The following is a 249-nucleotide window of genomic DNA, read 5'->3' as shown; positions in this document are numbered from 1 at the left end:
ATTTCAGCCAACTCTTTTGAGCCAAAACGCTCTGAATTTTTCAGCGTGGCTTTACGATAAAAGTGGTCAGGAACACTACCAAGCTGACTCTGCGTAATATGGAAATAATAACCATCTTTGCGGTTAAAATCAATTGTTAATGTCGAGATTCCGGTGTTGGCTTTTTCTTTCGCTTCCAACTCTGCTATCCACGAGGTACCATTTGTTAAAGCTTCGCGATACTTGTCCAGCTGCTCATTATAACCTGAC

General features: G+C 41.4%; 1 protein-coding gene. It reads right to left on the bottom strand.

Features of this window, described 5'->3' with window-relative positions; translation table 11 throughout:
- A partial coding sequence (locus ETC07_RS16325; protein WP_136249339.1) for a hypothetical protein occupies window positions 1-249 on the bottom strand: 249 nt, incomplete at both ends.

The sequence above is a fragment of the Halomonas borealis genome, assembly GCF_004798905.1.
Classification (GTDB): Bacteria; Pseudomonadota; Gammaproteobacteria; order Pseudomonadales; family Halomonadaceae; genus Halomonas; species Halomonas borealis.
This window is presented reverse-complemented; position numbering and strand designations above follow the sequence as displayed.